At 64.8% G+C, this 17,706-nt stretch carries 12 protein-coding genes; 8 read left to right on the top strand and 4 right to left on the bottom strand.

What is annotated here, in order from left to right:
- The first annotated feature begins 88 nt into the window (after window positions 1–88).
- Both OSW16_RS09690 and preA read left to right on the top strand, forming a co-directional pair.
- Window positions 89–1,456, top strand: coding sequence for an NAD(P)-dependent oxidoreductase (locus tag OSW16_RS09690; protein ID WP_267822611.1), 1,368 nt, complete (start codon window positions 89–91; stop codon window positions 1,454–1,456).
- Entirely contained in the window at window positions 1,457–2,731 is a 1,275-nt protein-coding gene (gene preA, locus OSW16_RS09685) for an NAD-dependent dihydropyrimidine dehydrogenase subunit PreA (RefSeq protein WP_267822609.1), read from the top strand. It abuts the gene before it with no gap.
- A 109-nt stretch (window positions 2,732–2,840) separates the two neighbouring features.
- Here preA and OSW16_RS09680 read toward each other — a convergent pair whose 3' ends face one another.
- The 4 genes from OSW16_RS09680 to gnd all read right to left on the bottom strand — a co-directional run bounded on the left by OSW16_RS09680 (window position 2,841) and on the right by gnd (window position 7,927).
- Window positions 2,841–3,461 (bottom strand): TetR/AcrR family transcriptional regulator, encoded by a 621-nt coding sequence (locus OSW16_RS09680; RefSeq protein ID WP_267822607.1) that lies wholly within the window; start codon window positions 3,459–3,461, stop codon window positions 2,841–2,843.
- A 135-nt stretch (window positions 3,462–3,596) separates the two neighbouring features.
- Window positions 3,597–5,393, bottom strand: a complete 1,797-nt coding sequence (locus OSW16_RS09675; protein WP_267822605.1) for a glycoside hydrolase family 15 protein — start codon at window positions 5,391–5,393, stop codon at window positions 3,597–3,599.
- Between the two features lie 45 nt (window positions 5,394–5,438).
- Window positions 5,439–6,947 carry a glucose-6-phosphate dehydrogenase gene (gene zwf, locus OSW16_RS09670; protein ID WP_267822604.1) on the bottom strand — a complete coding sequence of 503 codons (1,509 nt, stop codon included), beginning with the start codon at window positions 6,945–6,947 and terminating at the stop codon, window positions 5,439–5,441.
- Complete coding sequence (gene gnd, locus OSW16_RS09665; protein WP_267822602.1) at window positions 6,944–7,927, bottom strand: phosphogluconate dehydrogenase (NAD(+)-dependent, decarboxylating); 984 nt, start codon at window positions 7,925–7,927, stop codon at window positions 6,944–6,946. Before gnd ends, zwf begins: the two co-directional genes overlap by 4 nt.
- A gap of 204 nt (window positions 7,928–8,131) precedes the next feature.
- Between gnd and OSW16_RS09660 the strand changes: the two genes are divergently transcribed.
- The 6 genes from OSW16_RS09660 (at window position 8,132) to OSW16_RS09635 (ending at window position 17,699) form a co-directional block, all read left to right on the top strand.
- On the top strand, window positions 8,132–8,302 hold the full coding sequence (locus tag OSW16_RS09660) for a DUF6026 family protein (protein ID WP_241803304.1): 171 nt from the start codon (window positions 8,132–8,134) through the stop codon (window positions 8,300–8,302).
- A 178-nt stretch (window positions 8,303–8,480) separates the two neighbouring features.
- Entirely contained in the window at window positions 8,481–8,942 is a 462-nt protein-coding gene (locus tag OSW16_RS09655; protein WP_267822599.1) for a DUF4440 domain-containing protein, read from the top strand.
- A gap of 603 nt (window positions 8,943–9,545) precedes the next feature.
- On the top strand, window positions 9,546–11,105 hold the full coding sequence (gene glgA / locus OSW16_RS09650) for a glycogen synthase GlgA (protein WP_267822597.1): 1,560 nt from the start codon (window positions 9,546–9,548) through the stop codon (window positions 11,103–11,105).
- Between the two features lie 14 nt (window positions 11,106–11,119).
- Window positions 11,120–12,862 (top strand): malto-oligosyltrehalose trehalohydrolase, encoded by a 1,743-nt coding sequence (gene treZ / locus OSW16_RS09645; RefSeq protein ID WP_267822594.1) that lies wholly within the window; start codon window positions 11,120–11,122, stop codon window positions 12,860–12,862.
- A complete protein-coding gene (malQ, locus tag OSW16_RS09640) occupies window positions 12,859–14,928 on the top strand; it encodes a 4-alpha-glucanotransferase (RefSeq protein WP_267822592.1) in 2,070 nt (689 codons plus the stop codon). Before treZ ends, malQ begins: the two co-directional genes overlap by 4 nt.
- Window positions 14,925–17,699, top strand: a complete 2,775-nt coding sequence (locus OSW16_RS09635; RefSeq protein WP_267822590.1) for a malto-oligosyltrehalose synthase — start codon at window positions 14,925–14,927, stop codon at window positions 17,697–17,699. The genes malQ and OSW16_RS09635 overlap by 4 nt, the downstream gene beginning before the upstream one ends.
- Window positions 17,700–17,706: the final 7 nt, after the last annotated feature.

The raw sequence follows: 17,706 nt of genomic DNA, 5'->3' as shown, positions 1-17,706 counted from the left end.
CTCACCGTACCTGTGGGAGCCGGCTTGCCGGCGATTGGGGCGCATGGCGCCCCACCCCAAGCCCTATAAAAAAAGAGAGGCTACAACCGTGATCGACGCCCTGAACCACTTGCCGCGCCCCCGCGCCGGTGCCGACCAACTGGCCGAGCAATTCAGCGACCTCGCGCCGCCCCTCACCGCCCGCCAGGCCGCAGTGGAAAGCGCCCGCTGCCTGTATTGCTACGACGCGCCCTGTGTCAACGCATGCCCGAGCGAAATCGACATTCCCTCGTTCATCCACCGCATCAGCGACGAGAACCTGCAAGGTGCCGCCGAGCGCATCCTGTCGGCCAACATCCTGGGCGGCAGCTGCGCCCGCGTGTGCCCCACCGAGATTCTTTGCCAGCAGGCATGCGTGCGCAACAATGCCCAGGAATGTGCACCGGTACTGATCGGCCAGCTGCAGCGTTATGCCTTGGACAACGCCGGCTTCACCGAGCACCCGTTCAAACGTTCGCCAGCCACCGGCAAGCGCATCGCTGTGGTCGGTGCAGGCCCCGCCGGGCTGTCGTGTGCACATCGCCTGGCCATGCATGGCCATGAGGTGGTGGTGTTCGAGGCCAGCGACAAGGCGGGCGGCCTGAACGAGTACGGCATCGCCCGCTACAAGCTGGTGGACGATTATGCCCAGCGCGAAGTGGAATTCCTGCTCGGCATCGGCGGCATCGAAATGCGCCACGGCCAACGCCTGGGCGGCAACCTGAGCCTGGCAGAGCTGCGTGAGCAATACGATGCAGTATTCCTTGGGCTTGGTCTGGCCGCCGTACGCCAGCTCGGCCTGCCTGGTGAAGAGGCGCCCGGCATGCTCGCGGCCACCGACTACATCCGTGAGCTGCGCCAGGCGGATGATCTTTCGCAACTGCCCTTGGCAGAGCGTTGCCTGGTGATCGGCGCAGGCAACACCGCCATTGACATGGCCGTGCAAATGAGCCGCCTGGGTGCTCGCGACGTCAACCTGGTCTACCGGCGCGGTTACGCCGACATGGGCGCCACCGGCCACGAGCAGGACATCGCCAAGGCCAATCAGGTGCGCCTGCACACCTGGGCCCGCCCCGACGCCGTACTGCTGGACGACGATAAGCGCGTGCGGGGCATGCGCTTCGCCCGCACCGAACTGGCCAAGGGCCGCCTGCGCGACACCGGTGAAACCTTCGAGCTGGCCGCCGACGCCATCTTCAAAGCCATCGGCCAAGGTTTCGACGAACACAGCCTCAACGACCCGCTGGCCGCGCAGCTGGCCCGCGACGGCGAGCGCATTCGCGTCGACGAGGGTATGCGCACCAGCCTGCCGGGCGTCTACGCCGGTGGCGACTGCACCGCTCTGGGCCAGGACCTCACCGTCCAGGCCGTGCAACACGGCAAGCTGGCCGCCGAAGCCATCCATGCCCAACTCATGCTCAATGTGGAGGCTGCATAAATGGCCGACTTGTCTATCGCATTCGCCGGCATCAAGGCGCCCAACCCCTTCTGGCTGGCCTCCGCGCCGCCGACCGACAAAGCCTACAACGTGGTTCGCGCCTTCGAGGCCGGCTGGGGTGGCGTGGTCTGGAAGACCCTGGGCGAGGACCCGGCAGCGGTCAACGTGTCGTCGCGCTACTCGGCGCATTACGGTGCCAACCGACTGGTGCAGGGCATCAACAACATCGAGCTGATCACCGACCGTTCCCTGGAAATCAACCTGCGCGAAATCACCCAGGTCAAGAAGGACTGGCCCGACCGGGCGCTGATCGTCTCGCTGATGGTGCCGTGCGTCGAAGAATCCTGGAAGTTCATCCTGCCGCTGGTGGAAGCCACCGGTGCCGACGGTATCGAACTGAACTTCGGCTGCCCGCATGGCATGCCCGAACGCGGCATGGGCGCGGCGGTCGGCCAGGTGCCGGAGTATGTGGAGATGGTCACCCGCTGGTGCAAGACGCATTGCACATTGCCGGTGATCGTCAAGCTCACGCCCAACATCACCGATATCCGCCAGTCGGCGCGGGCAGCGCATCGCGGTGGCGCCGATGCGGTGTCACTGATCAACACCATCAACTCCATCACCAGCGTCGACCTGGACCGCATGGTCGCCCACCCGATCGTTGGGGACCAGAGCACCCACGGTGGCTACTGCGGCTCGGCGGTCAAACCCATCGCCCTGAACATGGTCGCCGAGATCGCCCGCGACCCGCAAACCCGCGGGCTACCGATCTGTGGCATCGGCGGTATCGGCAACTGGCGGGATGCGGCCGAGTTCATTGCACTGGGCAGCGGCGCGGTGCAGGTGTGCACGGCGGCGATGCTGCACGGCTTTCGTATCGTCGAAGACATGAAGGACGGTTTGGCACGCTGGATGGACCAGCACGGGCACCAGAGCCTGGAAGCTTTCCGCGGCCAGGCCGTGGCGCACACCACCGACTGGAAGTACCTGGACATCAACTACAAATCGGTGGCGCACATCGACCAGGATGCCTGCATCGGCTGCGGGCGCTGCCATATCGCCTGCGAGGACACCTCGCACCAGGCCATCGCCAGTACGCTCAAAGCTGACGGGACCCACGCCTACAGCGTGATCGAAGACGAATGCGTGGGCTGCAACCTGTGCCAGATCACCTGCCCGGTGGAAAACTGTATCGATATGGTCGCGCAGGACACCGGCAAGCCGTACCTGAACTGGACCCAGGACCCGCGCAACCCCTACCGTGAAGCGAGCTGACGCGTGAAAATTGCTGGGGCCGCCTTGCTAGCCTTTCGCGACGCAAGGCCGCCCCTGCAATGAACCGCGATGCACCGTGGGCGCGGCCGAAACTCAACGGCCGCCGCCATCAAGGCTCCAGCCCGATACCCCGCAGGATCACACCCGTCACCGTCTGGATCGCACTCTCGAACGCCAGGTCCGACAACGGTTCACCGCCATTGAGTACCGCCACCTGGTAACCGAAGTCGGCGTAGTGCTGGGTCGACGCCCAGATCATGTACAGCAGCGCCGAAGGCTCCACCGGCAGGATGCGCCCCTCCTCCACCCAGCGGCGAATCTTGTCGACCTTCAGCTTGGCCCACGGCACCAGGCTGTCATCCAGGCTCACCCCCAGCAGCGGCGCGCCATGCAGCATCTCTTCGGCCCAGATCTTCGAACCCAGCGGCCGTGAGCGAGAATGGCCCATCTTGGCGCGAATGTAGCTGGTCAACACCACCCGTGGGTCGTCGAAGTTTTCGAAACACAGTGCGTCCTGCTTCCACACATCCAGCAGGTCCTGCAGCACTGCGCGGAACAGTTCGTCCTTGGTGCTGAAGTAGTAATGCAGGTTGGAGCGCGGCAGCTCGGCCTGTTCGGCGATATCACCCATGGACGTTGCGCCGTAGCCTTTCTCGGCGAACACCTTTTCTGCGGCCACGAGGATTTTATCGATGTTGCGACGACGAATTTCGATCTTGTGGTTGGCCATCAGAATCGCGATGCCCTCAGTGCCAGCTCATGGCGACGAACGCTCATCTGTATTCCTTGTCGTTTGCTCTAGGCCCTAGTCTACTCCGGTCATTTCGCCGAATACGAGCAACTTGCCCAGACCCGCAGCATGCCGTCAACCGCACCGGGCCCGATCCCTTGCCGGGCACTGCGCCCGATACAGGTTCAACGCCGTGTTGATGATGCCGATATGGCTGAACGCCTGGGGGAAATTGCCCAGCATGCGCTCGCCTGCCGGGTCGTACTGCTCAGCCAGCAAGCCCACGTCATTGCACAGCCCGGTCAGCTTCTCGTACAGCGCCTGCGCCTCGCTCTGGCGCCCCAGCAGCACGTACACATCGGCCAACCAGAATGAACAGACCAGGAATGTCCCTTCCCCCGGCGTCAGGCCGTCACTGCTGCGGTCACTGTCATAGCGCATCAGCAAACCGTTTTTCAGCAGGCGCTGCTCGATCTGTTCGAGCGTGCGCAGAAAGCGCTCATCCTGCGCCGGCAGGAACCCGGTCAGGGCGATCTGCAGCAGGCTGGCGTCCATCTCGCTGGAGCCATAGGCCTGGACGAAATACTGGCCTTTGGCATCGAGCCCCTGCTCACACACCTCACGGCGGATGTCATCGGCCACCTGGCGGTAATACTGCCCGCGCTCACTGCCCTCCTCGGTGGTCTCAGCCAGCCCCGCGGCGCGGTCGAACGCGACCCAGGCCATGACCTTGGAATGCACGAAGTGCTGCCTGCCACCACGCACCTCCCAGATGCCTTCGTCCGGCTCACGCCAGATGCGCTCCAGGTAAGGCATGATCAGGCGGGAAATCGCTGCACTGCGTGGGTGCCGGGGCAAACCACCCTGGATCGCCTGGGCCATGGCGTCGGCGACCTCGCCGTAGATATCCAACTGCCGCTGCTGAGCGGCCGCGTTGCCCACCCGCACCGGCTGTGAGTGCTCATACCCGGCCAGCCACGGCAAGGTGTATTCCTGCAGGTCTCGCTCGCCCGCCAGGCCGTACATGATCTGCATCTGCTCCGGGTTGCCGGCCACCGAACGCAGCAACCACTCACGCCAAGCCTGCGCTTCGTCGAAGTAGCCCAGGTTCATGAACGCCAGCAGCGTCATGGTGGCGTCGCGCAGCCAGCAGAAGCGATAGTCCCAGTTGCGTTCACGGCCAATGCTTTCAGGCAGCGACGTGGTGACGGCTGCGACGATGCCGCCGGTAGGGGCGTAAGTCATGGCCTTGAGGGTGAGCAGTGAACGGCGCACGCTCGCGCTGTAAGCGCCAACCTCGGGGCAGCGGGCGGCAAAGGCCTGCCACTGGCTGACGGTGTGTTCCAGGGCGTGCTCGAGGTCGCAGTCAGGTTGCACCGGCAGGTGCGAAGGTTGATGGCGCAGGCTGAACACCTGACGCTCGCCAGCGCTCACCCGAAAGCGCGCGACCGTGTGGTGGTCACGGGCATGCGAGGGCACCGTGCTGCACAGGATCAGCCGGTCGGGGCCGGCGACGGCGCTCAGGGTCAACGGGTCGAGCTTTTCCACCCAGGGTACGCTGCGTCCGTAGTCGAAGCGCAGCACCAGGTCCATCTCAAAGTTGATCTCGCCGGCAATGCCCTCGACGATGCGTACCACCGAGTTGACGTCCTCCAGCGGCATGAATTCGAGCACGCGGGCGCGGCCATTGGCCGTGACCCAGGTGGTTTCCAGCACCAGGGTGTCTTCCTGGTATGCCCGGCTGGTACGTTCGACCGGATCGCTGGGCGCCAGGCGCCAGCGACCGTTCTCTTCGTTGCCCAGCAGCGCGGCGAACACCGCGGGGGCATCGAAGCGCGGCAGGCACAGCCAGTCGATGGAGCCGTCACGGCTGACCAGGGCGGCGCTGCGGCAGTTGCCGAGCAGCGCATAGTCTTCGATGTGGGCGGGCATTGAATCTCCTCTATGAGCTGTCTGGCACGCCAGGCGGGCCGCGTGTCACCCCAACCGGTGCCACTCACGCTTGTCACGGGCCAGCAACTCGTTGCCAGCCTCTGGTCCATCCTCACCCGCCGGGTACTCATGCACCTCGCCGTCCTGCGCCCAGGCATCGAGAAACGGCTGCACCGCGCGCCAGCCGTTCTCGATGTTGTCGGCACGCTGGAACAAGGTCTGGTCACCGGTCAGGCAGTCGTAGATCAAGGTCTCGTACCCCGTGGCCGGGGTCATCTTGAAGAAGTCCTTGTAGGCAAACCCCAGCTCGACGTTTTCCATGACCAGTTCCGGCCCTGGGCGCTTGGCCTGCAGGTCGAACCACATGCCTTCATTGGGCTGGATCTGGATCTTCAGGTAGTTAGGCTTGGGCCGCTCCAGCTCCGATTCCCGAAACTGCGCATAGGGCGCTGGTTTGAAGCAGATGGCGATTTCGGTGTCGCGCACGCTCATCCGTTTGCCGGTACGCAGGTAGAACGGCACGCCGGCCCAACGCCAGTTGTCGATCATCACCTTCAGGGCCACGTAGGTCTCGGTCTGGCTGTCGGCCGCCACCCGGTGTTCCTGGCGATACCCGGCCAGGCGCTTGCGGCCCTGCTTGCCGGCGGTGTACTGGCCGCGCACGGAGTTCTTCAGCGCCATCTTCGCCGACCAGGGACGGATAGCGCCGATCACCTTGGCTTTTTCGCCGCGCACGGCATCGGCACCGAAGGCTGCAGGCGGCTCCATGGCAACCATCGCCAGCAACTGGAACAGGTGGTTGGGGACCATGTCGCGCAAAGCGCCGGTCTGGTCATAGAACGCACCGCGCGTCTCGACCCCCACCGTTTCGGCGGCGGTGATCTGCACATGGTCGATGTAGTGGTTGTTCCAGAACGACTCGAACAGGCCATTGGAAAAACGGCTGACCAGGATGTTCTGCACCGTCTCCTTGCCCAGATAATGGTCGATGCGGTAGATCTGCCGCTCGCTCATCACCTTGAGCAGGCATGCGTTGAGCGCCTCGGCACTGGCCAGGTCGGTGCCGAAGGGCTTCTCCACCACGACCCGGCGATAGCCCCCGGCAGACTCGTCAAGCAAGCCGGCCTCACCCAGGCGCTGGGCAACCTCGGGGAAAAAGCGTGGCGAGGTGGCCAGGTAGAAGATGGCGTTGCCATGGCTGGTCTTGTCGATGCGCTTGGCCAGCGCGGTATAGGTGGCAGGGTCCAGAAAATCGCCAGTCTGGTAGTCCAGGCGCTTGGCCAGGCGTGCCCAAAGCTTTTCGTCCAGGCCCTTGCCCGCGCCCTCGCCGCCTTTGTCGGCGCGCTCACGCATGAACGCGTGCAGCCGCTCGGCAAACTCATCGGCGGTGGCTGGGTTGTGGTCCACACCCACGATGCGCAGGTTGCGGTCAAGCAGGCCGTCCCGGCCCAGGTTGTACAGCGCCGGCATCAGCAGGCGCTTGACCAGGTCACCGTTGGCACCGAACAGGAACAGGGTACAAGGGCCAGCTGCAGGAATGGTCTGTCGGGTCATTGGCCTTTCTTCTCGACGTGGCCACCGAAGCCCAGGCGCATGGCCGAGAGGACCTTGTCACCGTAGGTGCCTTGCTGCTGGCGTGAGCGGAACCGGGCGAACAAGGCACTGGACAGGACCGGCACCGGCACGGCCTGCTCCACGGCTGCATCGATCGTCCAGCGGCCCTCGCCACTGTCCGATACCGAGCCGCTGAACTGCGTCAGCTGCGGGTCGGCCACCAGGGCGTCGGCGGTGAGGTCCAGCAGCCAGGAGGTGACCACGCTGCCACGGCGCCATACCTCGGCGATTTCGGCGACGTTCAAGTCGAAGCGTTGTTCTGGCGGCAGTTCATCGCCGCCTTTGCTGCGCAGCAGGTCAAAGCCCTCAGCGTAGGCCTGCATCAACCCGTATTCGATGCCGTTGTGCACCATTTTCACATAGTGGCCAGCGCCGGGCGGGCCTGCATGGATGTAGCCATGTTCGGCGCGGCCGTGCTCCCCTTCGCGGCCCTGGGTGCGCGGAATGTCGCCAACGCCCGGCGCCAGCGCCTTGAACAGAGGCTCCAGGCGCTCGAACACGTCCTTCTCACCGCCGATCATCATGCAATAGCCACGGTCCAGGCCCCAGACACCGCCGGAGGTGCCGACGTCCAGGTAATGCAGCCCACGCTTGGCCAGCTCGGCGGCGCGGCGCATGTCGTCCTTGTAGAAGGTATTGCCGCCGTCGATGATCGCATCGCCCGGCTCCAGCAGCTCGGCCAGTTGTGCAATGGTCTGCTCGGTCGGTTCGCCCGCCGGCAGCATCACCCATACCGCCCGTGGCGCCTTCAGCTTCTGCACCAGCGCGCCAAGGTCGTGGGCACCTTGGGCGCCCTCGCCTTCCAGCCCGGTTACCGCCTGACGGTTACGGTCGTGCACGACCGTGCGGTGTCCGGCGCGCATCAGCCGCCTTGCAATATTGCCGCCCATGCGGCCCAGCCCGACGATTCCCAGTTGCATGAGCCGATGCTCCCCTTGAAAAAATGAATGACAACACAGTCCAGCGTTTCAGATTAGTCCAGCACACCGCCCGAGGGTTCAGCGACGAACGGCGAGACAACGTTAAACAAAAAAGTTCCAATGAGCAGTGAAAGAATTCAGAATGCCCGCCGCGTGAAGCGACTACGCTTTTATTGTCACCAGCCAAAACCGCGAGGTGTTTACATGGGTACCTTGATGCCTGCCACTCCAACCCAGACCCTCTATGTATCTGTGCGCCGTGATGAACTGCGTAAATTGAAGGACGAACGCGACCAGCTCCGCCAGCAGGTCGCCCGCTTGCACATGCAATTGGAGCAGGCCCGCTCCGGCGACGACAAGGCCATCGGCCTCTGATCGAACATCCCTCCAGTGGGGGCCAAAGCGCTCCCACCGCCTCACCCCGCACGCCCGAAGTACAGAAACTTCCTAACACCGGCCCTGACCGCGCCTGACATCCAGCCGGGTACTGCAGCAAGCATGATGCGCCTCGAGCGCCCCATTCCGGGGCCTGCTATGCACGAGGACTGATTGTATGCGCGGTTTTCCCATCTGGCTGCCGCTCGCTACGCTGAGCTTCATCGGCGCGTCGGCATTCGCCAATGCCCAAGGCGAATGTCATGTTGCCCGGCATGACGAGATACTTGGGCTGTTCGAGCAATGGAACGCGCGCCTGCAAAGTGGCGATCCGGGCCAGGTTGCAGCGCTTTACATGGACGGTGCCCTGCTTTTACCGACACTCTCGGCCAGCCCACGGCTGACTCGGCAGGCCCACATGGACTACTTCCGTGGCTTCCTTGCCGACCGCCCCGTCGGCACCTTGGATGAAACCCATGTGTTCGCCGGTTGCGGCGAAGCAACCCTGGCCGGCCTCTACACCTTCCGCTTCGCCGGCACGGGCAAGGCGGTACCGGCACGCTTCACCTTCAATTACCGGCGCATCGACGGCGAGTGGCTGATTACCCATCACCACTCCTCTGTGCTACCCACTCAATGAGCCAAGTCTCCCGCCGGAACTCACCCACGGCTTGATCCATTCATAACGGCCTCTCTCGCGATTAAATCCGCTGCACGCAGACATCGTGGCAGCGCCACGCACGGATACACTCGCTAAGGGGCCATTTTTCGCACCAGAATGGTGCGCTTAGAGCATTGCGCTACAAAATGGCGCCCCTCGAAAACACCCCCGCCCAACCTTGGAACGCCCTCGTTCGATGGCAGTATCACTCGCCAACGTTTGCGTCTATCTCGCGTCATAACGAAAGTGACCAGTGGGTCACCCTTTTTACTTCCGGTCTCCTACACTCAGCTTTCGGCCCGCGATTTGCTCAAGGAAGAGGCGACATCAAAAAAGTCGAACTTTTACAAAAGGCGGCGGGTCAGGAACTTTAAGCAGGCCAAAGCATGGGGACCCCCTTCGCTGCAGCCCGCTCACTCCTTCCAGACCAGACGCCGTCGGCCGGAATGCCGATCGCGACGTGCGTGCGCGCACGAACCATGGGGCAAGGATGCAGTACCTGGATACGAAGCAGAGATAACCAGCACGAAATAAAGCAAACGGGTGCCAGCACCCGGCCACACCATAGGGACGGAGAGAAGTATGATCAGTGCCGCTGTCGAACCTCGCGTAGAGTCATTCAAACCGGAAAACCGCGAACCGATCACCCCGGATTTCGCAACGACAGTCAAGGCACCCGGCGCTCAGCGCCAGCACAACCCCAACAAACGCAAGATCCTGTTCGTCACCTCCGAAATTGCCGACCTGATCAAGACCGGCGGTTTGGGCGACGTTTCGGCGGCACTGCCGCGAGCATTGGCCCATCTGCACGATGTTCGTGTGCTGATCCCTGGCTACACCCAGGTGGTCGAGAGCGACAACCCCATTCATATCGTCGGCGAACTGGGCGGCCATGCTGCCCTGCCGCCGTGCAAGATCGGCCGTATGGACATGGCTGACGGCCTGGTCATCTACGTGCTGATCTGCCCCGAGCTGTACCAGCGCGACGGCACACCCTATGGTGCCAACAATGGTCGCGACTGGCCCGACAACCACATCCGCTTCGCCCGCCTTGGCCTTGCCGCGGCCGAGATCGCCGCCGGTGAAGGCAAGATCCACTGGACGCCCGAAGTGGTGCACGCCCATGACTGGCCTGCAGGGCTGGCCCCGGCCTACATGCACTGGCGCGGCCTGAGCACCCCGACCCTGTTCACCATCCACAACCTGGCTTACCAGGGCGTGTACAGCCGCGCCTGCAGCCCGGAACTGGCGATCCCCGACCATGCCATGCAGCAGGAAGGCATGGAGTTCTACGGCAAGCTGTCCTTCCTCAAGGCCGGCCTGGCCTACTCCAGCCATATCACCACTGTCAGTGCCACCTACGCCCGCGAGATCACCACCCCAGAATTCGGCTGCGGCTTGCACGGGTTCCTTGCCAGCAAGGCTCAACAAGGCCTGCTCGGCGGCATCCCCAATGGCATCGACGAAAGCTGGGACTCGGCCACCGACAAGCACTTGCAGCACAACTTCAGCATCAACGACTGGGATGGCAAGGCGCGCAATGCCGAGGAAGTCCGCCGCCTGTTCGAACTCGACCCAAGCGAAGGGCCGCTGTTCGCCGTGGTCTCGCGGCTGGTGTTCCAGAAAGGCCTGGACCTGACCCTGGGCGTGGCCGACTACATCGTCGAACAGGGCGGGCAGATTGCAATCATCGGCCGTGGCGAGCCTGAAGAAGAGCAAGCCATGCGTGAACTGGCCCTGCGTCACCCCGGCCGCATCGGTGTGCGCATCGGCTTCAACGAAACCGATGCGCGGCGCATGTTCGCCGGCAGCGACTTCCTGTTGATGCCGTCACGCTACGAGCCCTGCGGCTTGAGCCAGATGTATGCGCAGCGTTTCGGCTCATTGCCCGTGGCGCGCAACACCGGAGGGCTGGCCGACACCATCGAGAATGGCGTCACCGGTTTCCTGTTCGATGAGTCGACCGTGGACAGTTACCGCGAAGCGCTAAGCCGCGCCTTCTATGTGTTCGACAAGAAGAACCTGCTCAACGCCATGCGCTGCCTGTCGATGACTCAGCCGTTCAACTGGTGCCAGGCGGTCGAACCCTACGCCCGTCTCTACGAGGACTTGGTCAAACAGGCACAGCTGAGCCACTACTGAGCGGGGAGTCGAAGATGCACAGGCATGGCGCACAAATGCTGGACGCCACGTCGGCGCGCTTCGCCCTATGGGCGCCGGATGCGCGCAGCGTGAGCTTGGAACTGGAGCAGCAGCCGCCGATCGAGCTGCTGCCCGACGCAAACGGCTGGTTTACGGGGGTTGCCCCGTGCCAGCCCGGTGACCGTTACCATTACCGCATCGACGGCGAGCTGCAGGTGGCCGATCCGGCCTCGCGCTACCAGCCCGAAGGCGTACAGGGTCCAAGCCAATTGGTGGATACCCAGGCCTATGCCTGGCAGCATCCCTGGCAAGGGCGCCCTTGGCACGAAGCGGTCATTCAGGAATTGCATGTGGGGGTGCTCGAAGGGTTCTCGGGTGTCAGCCGTTACCTGCCTCGCCTGGCCGAGCTGGGCATCACTGCCGTTGAGCTGATGCCACTCGGGCAGTTCCCTGGCGAGCGCAACTGGGGCTACGACGGCGTGCTGCCATACGCGCCGCAGCACAGCTACGGCAGCCCTGAGCAATTGTGCGCGCTGGTCGATGACGCCCACGGCCAGGGCCTGATGGTGGTGGTGGATGTGGTCTATAACCACTTCGGCCCGGACGGCAACTACCTGCACCAGTACGCTAGCCCGTTCTTCCGTGAAGACCGGCAGACGCCCTGGGGCGCAGCCATCGACTTCCGCCGGCCAGAGGTGCGTGAGTTCTTCATCCAGAACGCCCTGATGTGGCTGTGCGACTACCGCTGCGACGGCCTGCGCCTGGATGCCGTGCATGCCATCGACCAGCCCGACTTCCTCATCGAACTGGCGCAACGGGTACGCGCGGCGGTGGAGCCTGGCCGGCAGGTGTGGCTGATGCTGGAGAATGAGCATAACCAGGCGTTCTTGCTGGAACAGGGCTTCGACGCCCAATGGAACGACGATGGCCACAATGCCCTGCATGTGTTGCTCACGGGTGAAACCGAAGGGTACTACGCCGACTACCAGCAACAACCGATCGAGAAGCTGGCCCGCTGCCTGTCCGAAGGCTTCGTGTTCCAGGGCCAGGCCAACCGCCATGGCCAACCGCGCGGCGAACCCAGTGGCCACCTTGAGCCCAGTTCGTTCGTCCTGTTCCTACAAAACCACGACCAGATTGGCAACCGCGCCTTGGGCGAACGCCTGACCCGCCTGTGCCCGGCCCCTGCCCTGCGCGCCGCGACCGGCCTGCTGCTGCTGGCGCCGATGATCCCGCTGCTGTTCATGGGTGACGAAGATGGCAGTTGCCGGCCATTTCTGTTCTTCACCGACTTCCATGACGAGCTGGCGGATGCCGTGCGCGAAGGGCGGCGTGGCGAATTCGCCCACTTCACCGCCTTTGCCGACCCCGCGCAACGCGAGCGCATCCCGGACCCCAATGCCGAGCAGACATTCCAGGCCTCAAGGCCACAGCGTCAGGAAGTCATCGCCGGCTGGCACGGCCTTTATCAGCAACTGCTGGAACTGCGCCGGCGCCACGTCATACCGCACCTGCCTGGCAGCCGTGCGCTGGGCGCCGAGGTACTGGGCGAGAAGGCACTTACCGCACGCTGGCGCCTTGGCAATGGCGACACCCTGCGCATCGACCTGAACCTGGCCTCCACGCCACAACCGGTCGACCTGCCTCCTGCCGAGCACCGCCTGTTCGACAGTAGCGACACCACGCACCCTGACACCGCACTGTCTGCGTACAGCTGCGTGGTCAGCCTGCTTGCACCTGGCCAGGAGCGCCCATGAGTGACACTGCATTACACCGCCTGGCCGCCCGCGTAGGGCTGGCCCGCGACTGGATCGACGCCAACGACAGGCCACAACAGGTTAGCGACGACGTGCTGCGCAAGGTCCTCGAGGCGCTTGGGCACCCCGCCAGTGACGAAAGCGCCATCCAGGACAGCCTGCACGCTGTGGGCGTCGCCCAAGACAGCGAACACTTACCGCCGCTGTTGACCGCCGACCTGGGCCGGCCACTGGAATTGGCACGTTACTTCAGCGCAGGCAGCGCCGCCCGCTGCACCCTGGAAGACCACAGCCAGCTCGCGCTTACCCTCGACAGCCAGGCACAACTGCCTGGCGAACTGCCCTTGGGCTATCACCAAGTGGACATCGATGGCCGCACGTTCACAGTGGCGGTGGCACCGCTGCGTTGTCACAGCCTGGAGGACGCTGTCGACCAACCGCCACCGCGCTGCTGGGGCATTGCGGCGCAGCTCTACAGCCTGCGCCGCCCTGGTGATGGCGGCTACGGCGACTGCCTGGCCTTGGAGCAACTGGCGCGCAGCGCCGCGGAACGGGGTGCCGATGCCCTCGCCATCAGCCCCATCCACGCCCTGTCAGCGCACGACCAGCAGCACTACAGCCCCTACTCCCCCTCCAGCCGCCTGCTGCTCAACCCCCTGTATGCCAGCCCCGCTGCCGTGCTCGGTGAACGTGCCGTGCGCATGGCTGTGGAGGCCTGCGGCCTGGAGCAAACCCTGGAAGACCTCGAGCAGAGCCCGCTGGTCGACTGGCCACGCGCTGCCGGCGCCCGCCTGCGCCTGCTCGACGCCCTGTACCAGAATTTCAGCCAGGCCGAGCACCCGCTGCGCAAGGACTTCGAGAGCTTCCGCGAGGCCGCTGGCCAGGCGCTGGAGCACCACTGCCGCTTCGAAGTGCTGCAGGCACGAGCCGTGGACGACGGCCTGGGCGCCGATTGGCGCAACTGGCCGAGCGCCTGGCACGACCCCTATCACCCGGAAGTGGAGGCCTTCGCCAGCGCCTATCCAGCCAAGGTCGAGTTCCATGCCTTCTGCCAGTGGCTGACCGAGCGCAGCCTGCAGCGTGCCCAGGAGGCCGCCCGAAGCAACGGCATGGCGGTCGGCCTGATCGCCGACCTGGCGGTGGGCGCCGACGGTGCCGGCAGCCAGGCCTGGAGCCGCCAGGACGAGCTGCTGGCCGACCTGAATGTGGGTGCTCCTCCGGACATCCTCAACCGCAGCGGCCAGGACTGGGGCATCTGCGCCTTCTCGCCCGAAGGCCTCAAACGCAATGGCTACCGCGCCTTCATCGAAATGTTGCGGGCCAACCTGGCCCACGCCGGCGGCTTGCGCATCGACCATGTGATGGGGCTGCGCCGCCTGTGGCTGATCCCCCGTGGCTGCAAGCCCAACGAAGGGGCCTACCTGCATTATCCGCTGCAGGACCTGCTGCGCCTGTTGGCCCTTGAGTCGGTGCGGCACCAGGCAGTCGTCCTGGGTGAAGACCTGGGCACGGTACCTGAAGGCCTGCGCGAACAGCTGGCGGACAAGGCCGTGCTGGGCATGCGCGTGCTGCCTTTCGAGCAGGCCCAGCCGGGCCACTTCACGCCGATCCTCGACTGGCCAGACAAAGCCCTGGCCACCACCGGCACCCACGACCTGGCGCCGCTGGCCGGCTGGCTGCAAAACCGCGACATCGACTGGAGCCAGCGCCTGCAACTGATCGATGACGCCACCGAGCTGCACTGGCGTCAGGCGCGACAGAAAGAGCGTGACGGCCTGCGCCGCACGCTTGAAGCCAATTACGGCCCACTAAAGGATAACGACCACTTGATCGATGCTGCCATCCGTTACGTTGGTCACACCCGCGCACCGCTGGTGCTGATCCCGCTCGAAGACCTGCTCGGCAGTGAAGAGCAACCCAACTTCCCCGGCACGACCGAAGGCCACCCCAACTGGCGCCGACGATTCGCGCTGCCGGTGCGCGAACTGCTCGACCATGAAGATGCCGCACGCCGCCTGGAGCTGTTGGCCCAGGCCCGCGAGCAAGCCTGGGAGCGTGATCAATGAAGCCGTTGTCCGCCACCCTGCGCCTGCAGTTTCACAGCGATTTCACCCTCGACCACGCACTGCCGCTGGTGCCCTACTTTGCCCAATTGGGCATCACCCACCTGTACGCCTCGCCCATCCTCAAGGCGCGCGCCGGTTCACGTCACGGCTACGATGTGGTCGACCCGACCCAAGTCAACCCAGAGCTCGGCGGCGAGGCTGCGCTGCAGCGGCTGGTGGCCGCCTTGCGCCAGCACGGCATGGGGCTGATCCTGGATACCGTGTCCAATCACATGGCCGTCGGCGGCGCGGACAACCCGTGGTGGCAGAGCCTGCTGGCGTGGGGCCGGCGTAGCCCCTACGCCGAATTCTTCGATATCCAGTGGCACTCCAGCGACCCACTGCTGGCCGGCCAGCTGTTGTTGCCCTTTTTGGGCTGCGACTATGGCGCCGCGCTGAAAAATGGCGAAATACCGCTGGAATTCGACGCGCGCACTGGCGTGCTGCAGGTGGCCCATTACGAGCACCGCTTCCCGATCTGCCCGGTCGACTATGGCTGGATTCTTTCGCTGAGCCCCGAGCCTGCCCTGCAGCGGCTGGCCGAACACTTCACCGCACTGAACGATGCCGCCGACCCGCTGGCAGCCGCGGTGCCGGTGCAGGCCGAACTGGCCCGTCTGGTGCGCGACGGCGCTGACCTGCAGTCTGCACTGCTGGCCTTCGACAGCCGCACCGAGAGCGGCCTGCAGCGCCTGCACCTGCTCCTTGAACGGCAAACCTACCGGCTGGCCAGCTGGCGCACTGCCGCCGACGACATCAACTGGCGACGGTTCTTCGACATCAACGAGCTGGGCGGTTTGCGCGTAGAGCGCTCGGTAGTGTTCGAGGCGACCCATGCCAAGCTGTTCGAGCTGATCGAGCGCGGCCTGGTCGACGGCCTGCGTATCGATCATATCGACGGCCTGGCCGACCCTCGCGGCTATTGCCGCAAGCTGCGCCGGCGGGTCGACGGCCTGCTGGCCAAGCGCCCCCTCGATGCAGCGCTCGAGCATTTCCCGATCTACGTCGAGAAGATCCTTGGCAGCGAAGAACACCTGCACCGTGATTGGTTCACCGACGGCACCACCGGCTACGAGTTCATGAACCAGGTCTCGCTGCTGCAGCACGACCCCGCAGGCGAAGCCCCGTTGACCGAACTGTGGGCCACTGTCAGCGAGCGGCCGGACTTCGAGGAGGAAGTACGCCAGGCTCGGCATCTGGTGCTCAATGCCAGCCTGGCCGGCGACTGTGAGTCGGTGGCCCAGGCGCTGCTGCAAGTCGCGCGCGATGACCTGATGACCCGCGACCTGACCCTTGGGGCGATACGCCGCGCCTTGCAAGCTCTGGTCGCCCACTATCCGGTGTACCGCACGTACTTCAATGCCTGCGGCCGCCCGGCCGAAGACGAGAAATTCTTCCAGCAGGCCCTGGCCAATGCCCGCCAGGACCTCAGCGACGCGGACTGGCCATTGCTCGAGCAGCTTGAGCAGTGGCTTGGCGGCCAGGGGTGGCGCAGGCTGCCTCCTGGCCGACAGCGCAAACACCTGCGCCATGCCTGCGTGCGCTTTCAGCAGCTCACCGCGCCCAGCGCCGCCAAGGCCGTGGAAGACACCACCTTCTACCGCTCGGCGCGCCTGCTGTCGCGCAACGACGTAGGCTTCGAGGCCGAGCGTTTCAGTGCCGGCCCCGAACACTTCCACAACGAGGCCCAGCGCCGCCTGCGCGACTTCCCCGACAACCTGCTGGCCACCGCCACCCATGACCACAAACGCGGCGAAGACACCCGCGCGCGGCTGGCGGTGCTCAGTGAGCGCGGCCCTTGGTTCGCCAGCCGCGTGGAGCATTGGCGCGAGCTGGCTGCACCGCTGCGTGAACAGCTGGAAGACGGCATTGCGCCAAGCCCGGGCGACGAGCTACTGCTGTTGCAGACGCTGCTGGGCAGTTGGCCCCTGGACCTTGACCTGCACGACGATAACGCCCTGCAGCACTATGCCGGGCGCATCCGCCAATGGCAGCAGAAAGCGCTGCGTGAAGCCAAGCTGCGCAGCAGCTGGAACGCCCCTAACGAGGCGTATGAGGGCGCCTGCGCGGCCTACGTCGATGGCCTGCTGCTCGGCCGCGAGAACCAGCAGTTGCGCCAGTCCCTGGCCGACGCCGCACACTTGATCGCCACCCCCGGCGCTCTGAATGGCCTGGTCCAGGCGCTGCTGCGCAGCACCGTACCCGGCGTGCCGGACCTTTATCAGGGCAATGAGTACTGGGATTTCAGCCTGGTAGACCCCGACAACCGCCGCCCGGTGGACTACGCTCAAAGGCGCTGCACGCTTGATGACGCCCTGCCGGTGACCGAGCTGCTGGCGCACTGGCGCGACGGCCGCATCAAGCAGGCGCTGCTGGCACGGCTGCTGGATTGTCGGCAGGCCCATGCCGAACTGTTCCGCCGTGGTGCCTACCTGCCGCTGACCGTGCAGGGGCGCCATGCCGACAAGGTGCTGGCCTTCGCCCGGCTGGGTGAGGACCACCGCGCCATCGTCATTGCCCCGCGCTTGGCCAGCGGCCTGTTGGGCGGCGCTTCGACACCGTTGATCCCGGCACAGAACTGGGACGACACCCGGGTGATATTGCCGTTTGCCTTGTCGCCTGCCAACTCGATGGGACTTTTCCCTAGCGCGGTGGTCAGCCCTTCAAAGGAGCTGATGTTGAGCGCCGTACTATCGGAATTTCCGGTCAATGTGTTGATACAACAATCTTGAGCATCAG

It is taken from the genome of Pseudomonas putida, assembly GCF_026625125.1.
Taxonomy (GTDB): domain Bacteria; phylum Pseudomonadota; class Gammaproteobacteria; order Pseudomonadales; family Pseudomonadaceae; genus Aquipseudomonas; species Aquipseudomonas putida_X.
Note: the sequence above shows the minus strand (reverse complement) of the source record. Positions and strands in the feature narration are given on the sequence as shown.

What these genes read in the sequence shown, in the direction of transcription:
- OSW16_RS09635 (WP_267822590.1), top strand. Translation starts at nt 14,925, where the DNA reads ATGAAGCCGTTGTCCGCCACCCTGCGCCTGCAGTTTCACAGCGATTTC.
- OSW16_RS09680 (WP_267822607.1), bottom strand. Translation starts at nt 3,461, where the DNA reads ATGGCCAACCACAAGATCGAAATTCGTCGTCGCAACATCGATAAAATC.
- OSW16_RS09675 (WP_267822605.1), bottom strand. Translation starts at nt 5,393, where the DNA reads ATGCCCGCCCACATCGAAGACTATGCGCTGCTCGGCAACTGCCGCAGC.
- gnd (WP_267822602.1), bottom strand. Translation starts at nt 7,927, where the DNA reads ATGCAACTGGGAATCGTCGGGCTGGGCCGCATGGGCGGCAATATTGCA.
- OSW16_RS09655 (WP_267822599.1), top strand. Translation starts at nt 8,481, where the DNA reads ATGCGCGGTTTTCCCATCTGGCTGCCGCTCGCTACGCTGAGCTTCATC.
- OSW16_RS09660 (WP_241803304.1), top strand. Translation starts at nt 8,132, where the DNA reads ATGGGTACCTTGATGCCTGCCACTCCAACCCAGACCCTCTATGTATCT.
- preA (WP_267822609.1), top strand. Translation starts at nt 1,457, where the DNA reads ATGGCCGACTTGTCTATCGCATTCGCCGGCATCAAGGCGCCCAACCCC.
- treZ (WP_267822594.1), top strand. Translation starts at nt 11,120, where the DNA reads ATGCACAGGCATGGCGCACAAATGCTGGACGCCACGTCGGCGCGCTTC.
- glgA (WP_267822597.1), top strand. Translation starts at nt 9,546, where the DNA reads ATGATCAGTGCCGCTGTCGAACCTCGCGTAGAGTCATTCAAACCGGAA.
- malQ (WP_267822592.1), top strand. Translation starts at nt 12,859, where the DNA reads ATGAGTGACACTGCATTACACCGCCTGGCCGCCCGCGTAGGGCTGGCC.
- zwf (WP_267822604.1), bottom strand. Translation starts at nt 6,947, where the DNA reads ATGACCCGACAGACCATTCCTGCAGCTGGCCCTTGTACCCTGTTCCTG.